2 protein-coding genes and 2 pseudogenes are annotated in these 3456 nt (G+C 67.1%); all 4 read left to right on the top strand.

All coding sequences use genetic code 11. The features are described 5' to 3' along the window. Window positions 1-245, top strand: a pseudogene (locus tag WAW17_RS25965) (diaminopimelate epimerase); the annotation flags it as partial. A 58-nt stretch (window positions 246-303) separates the two neighbouring features. Further along, window positions 304-1758, top strand: coding sequence for a GTPase HflX (gene hflX / locus WAW17_RS25960; protein WP_422335745.1), 1455 nt, complete (start codon window positions 304-306; stop codon window positions 1756-1758). Beyond that, a complete protein-coding gene (locus tag WAW17_RS25955) occupies window positions 1751-2872 on the top strand; it encodes a hypothetical protein (RefSeq protein ID WP_422335744.1) in 1122 nt (373 codons plus the stop codon). The genes hflX and WAW17_RS25955 overlap by 8 nt, the downstream gene beginning before the upstream one ends. A 68-nt stretch (window positions 2873-2940) precedes the next feature. After that, window positions 2941-3456, top strand: a pseudogene (locus WAW17_RS25950) (esterase); the annotation flags it as partial.

Below are 3456 nucleotides of genomic sequence, written 5' to 3'. Positions count from 1 at the left end.
GTGCCGTCGACATGCGTGTGCACGAACGTGGTGTCGGTGAAACGCGTTCGTGCGGCACCGGCACGGTGGCCGCGGCAACCGCGGCACTGCGCTTCGACGGGTCCGACTCGGGGCGAGTGGATGTTCGCATACCCGGTGGTCAGGTCACCGTGACGGTGTCGGACGGGCGCGCTACGCTGCGTGGTCCCTCCGCCCTGGTGGCGTCCGGGAGCATCGACGACGACTGGTGGCGGAGCCTCGTTTGATCGCCCTGCGCGAAATGTACGTGCACATGCACGTCTTTCCGTGGGATCATGAGGGCGTATGACGAAATCACATCGCACCGAAGAAGCGCCGTTCACGGACGCCGGCGAATTCACCTATGACGACGAGCGTCCTTCTGCCGGCGAGATGCAGCTGGAGGATCGCGCCGCGCTGCGCCGAGTTGCCGGCCTGTCCACCGAACTCACCGACGTCACCGAAGTCGAATACCGCCAGCTGCGTCTGGAACGGGTCGTGCTGGTCGGTGTATGGATGCAGGGCAGCGCGGAACAGGCCGAATCCAGTATGGCCGAGCTGGCCGCGCTGGCAGAAACTGCTGGTTCCGAGGTCCTCGAGGCCTTGGTACAGCGGCGTGACAAGCCCGATGCCGCCACCTACATCGGTTCCGGTAAGGCCGAACAACTGCGCGAGGTGGTTCTCTCCACCGGCGCCGACACGGTGATCTGCGACGGTGAGCTCACTCCCGCGCAGCTGACCGCCCTGGAGAAGGTCGTCAAGGTGAAGGTCATCGACCGCACCGCACTGATCCTCGACATCTTCGCCCAGCACGCCACCTCCCGGGAAGGTAAGGCACAGGTCGCGCTGGCCCAGATGGAGTACATGCTTCCCCGGCTGCGCGGCTGGGGTGAGTCGATGTCCCGGCAGGCCGGTGGTCGCGCCGGCGCCAAAGGCGGCGTGGGTCTTCGCGGTCCCGGTGAGACGAAGATCGAAACCGACCGTCGCCGCATCGGCGAGCGGACGGCGAAGCTGAAGCGAGAGATCAAGAGAATGAAGGCGGCGCGCGACACCAAACGCACCCGCCGCCTGCGCAGCGACGTACCCTCGATCGCAATCGTCGGGTACACGAACGCAGGCAAGTCCAGTCTGCTCAACGCCCTGACCGGGTCCGGGGTGCTGGTGCAGAACGCACTGTTCGCCACCCTCGACCCCACCACCCGGCGGGCATCGCTCGAAGACGGGCGCGAGTACATCCTCACCGACACCGTCGGGTTCGTACGCCATCTGCCCACCCAACTGGTCGAAGCCTTCCGTTCCACCCTCGAGGAGGTGACCGACGCCGATCTGCTGCTGCACGTGGTGGATGGTTCCGATCCGCTGCCGACGGATCAGATCAAGGCCGTCCGCGAGGTGATCACCGACGTGATCCGTGAGAACGACACGCCGGCGCCCCCGGAGCTGATCGTCGTGAACAAGATCGACGCCGCCGATCCGGTGGTGTTGACCCAGCTGCGCGGACTGCTGCCTGGGGCCGTCTTCGTCTCCGCGAAGACCGGGGAGGGCATAGCGGAACTGCGTGCTCATCTCGCCGACGTCCTGGTGCGTCCCGCGATCGAGGTCAGCGTCCTCCTGCCGTACGAACGTGGTGACCTGATGGCCAAGATCCACTCCGACGGTCAGATCCTCGACTCTTCGCACGAAGAAGACGGCATGCGCGTGCACGCGCGGGTTCCCGAGCTGTTGGCTTCTGCGTTGGTGCAGTACAGCGTCAGTGCCTGATCGCGGACGGTGGGCCGCGGTCCTCGCGGCGGTGGCTCTGACATCGTCCGTGCCGTTCGCCGTCACCGGTTCGGCCGGGGCCGAGCCGGCACGGACCGAACCGGTATTCGTCGACGCCTCGGACTTCGTCCCGATGTGCACGCCGGATGATTCCGCACTCGGTCCGGTACCGGACGAGACCTCGCTGGCGGAACTCTCCGGGCTGGTCTCGATCGGCGGCCTGCTGTACGCGGTGGGCGACAGCGGATCCGATCGGGCAGTCGCGGTCCTGGACGAAGGATGCGCGGTGCAGCGCTGGCTTCCGGTGCCTGTGGATCCCTACGACATCGAGGACCTGGCCACCGGTCCGGACGGCCGACTGTGGCTGGCCGATACCGGGGACAACGGCAGGGTGCGCACGACCGTGGCGTTGATCAGCATGGATCGCGGCACCGGAGTCGGAGAACTACACCGGCTGACGTATCCGGATGGGCCTCACGACGCGGAGACCGTCCTGATCCAGCGCGACGGAACTCCGCTGATCGTCACGAAGGAAGTTTTCGGCGCAGCCGGTGTCTACCGGCCCGCGGGGGGAGTCGGACCGGCTGGTCCGGCCGGTCCGGGACCCGTACCGCTCGAGCGGGCGGGCCGGGTGGAGACGTCCGAAGAACAGGTGGTCACGGCGACCAACGTCCCCACGGTGGACTCGACCATGTTCACCGGTGGTGCCGTGTCGGCCGACGGAGCCGTTGCGGCGCTCAGAACCTACTCCGACGTGTACTTCTATTCGGATCCCGACGGTGATCTGGTGAAGGCGCTGACTGCCGGACCCGTCCTGCGAGTCCGCCTGCCGCAGCAACCGCAGGGTGAAGCGGTCGCGTTCGACGAGGACGGTGACCTGTTGGTCGGATCAGAGGCCCGCGACGGCCCGATTCCGCCCGTTCAGGTTCTGCGCGGTGCGGTTGCGCTTGTGCAGGAGCGCGCGGACGGTGCAGTGACGAGTTCGGGAACCGTCGACGAGATCCTGTCGCCCGAGACGGTCGGTACGCGAGGGGTGATCATCGCGGCGGTAGCTCTCGCGGCACTCGCGGCCATGGCCTCCGTCGTCCTTGTGGTGCGGCGTCGTGCCCGATAGGTCCGATCTTCGAGAAACCTTGTAGGGCTGGCTGTTCCACTGTCCCCGACAGTGTGAATACTGGTCGCGTGGAGTTTCGTCGGTTGCTCTCGAGGCTTGCGCACCTGTCGCTCGAACACGACCGTGCGCAGCTTGCACTGGCCGCCGCGGCGGCGGTCGGCGTCGCTGTGCTGCTGTCTGCGTCTGGGGCAACCAGGATGCTGGTCGTACGATCTGCGGTGTCGGCGACTGCGGTGACCGCCGTGATTGCAGGTTTCGTCTGGGCGGTGTACCGGCCCCTGCCCAGCCAGATCCCGGTCGGGGGATACGGCTGGATCTTTCTTGCGGTATGTGCGGGCCTGGTCGCCGGTGCGCTGCTACGTCGAACTCCTGGGGCATGGCGGAGGGGCGTGACCGCGCTGGCGGCAGCAACGGTGGTCCTCGCGGCCGGAGGTCAGGTCAACGCACAGCTCGGCGTCTATCCGACCATGGGTTCGCTGGCCGGCCATCGGCCACCGGCCGTGGTGGTCCCGACCGCTTTCGATGCGATTCCCGGGCTCGAGGCCCACGTGCAGTCGGGGCGCCCCGTGGATTCTGTGTGGAAG

The sequence above is a fragment of the Rhodococcus sp. (in: high G+C Gram-positive bacteria) genome (assembly GCF_049286785.1).
Lineage (GTDB): Bacteria > Actinomycetota > Actinomycetes > Mycobacteriales > Mycobacteriaceae > Rhodococcus_F.
Note: the sequence above shows the minus strand (reverse complement) of the source record. Positions and strands in the feature narration are given on the sequence as shown.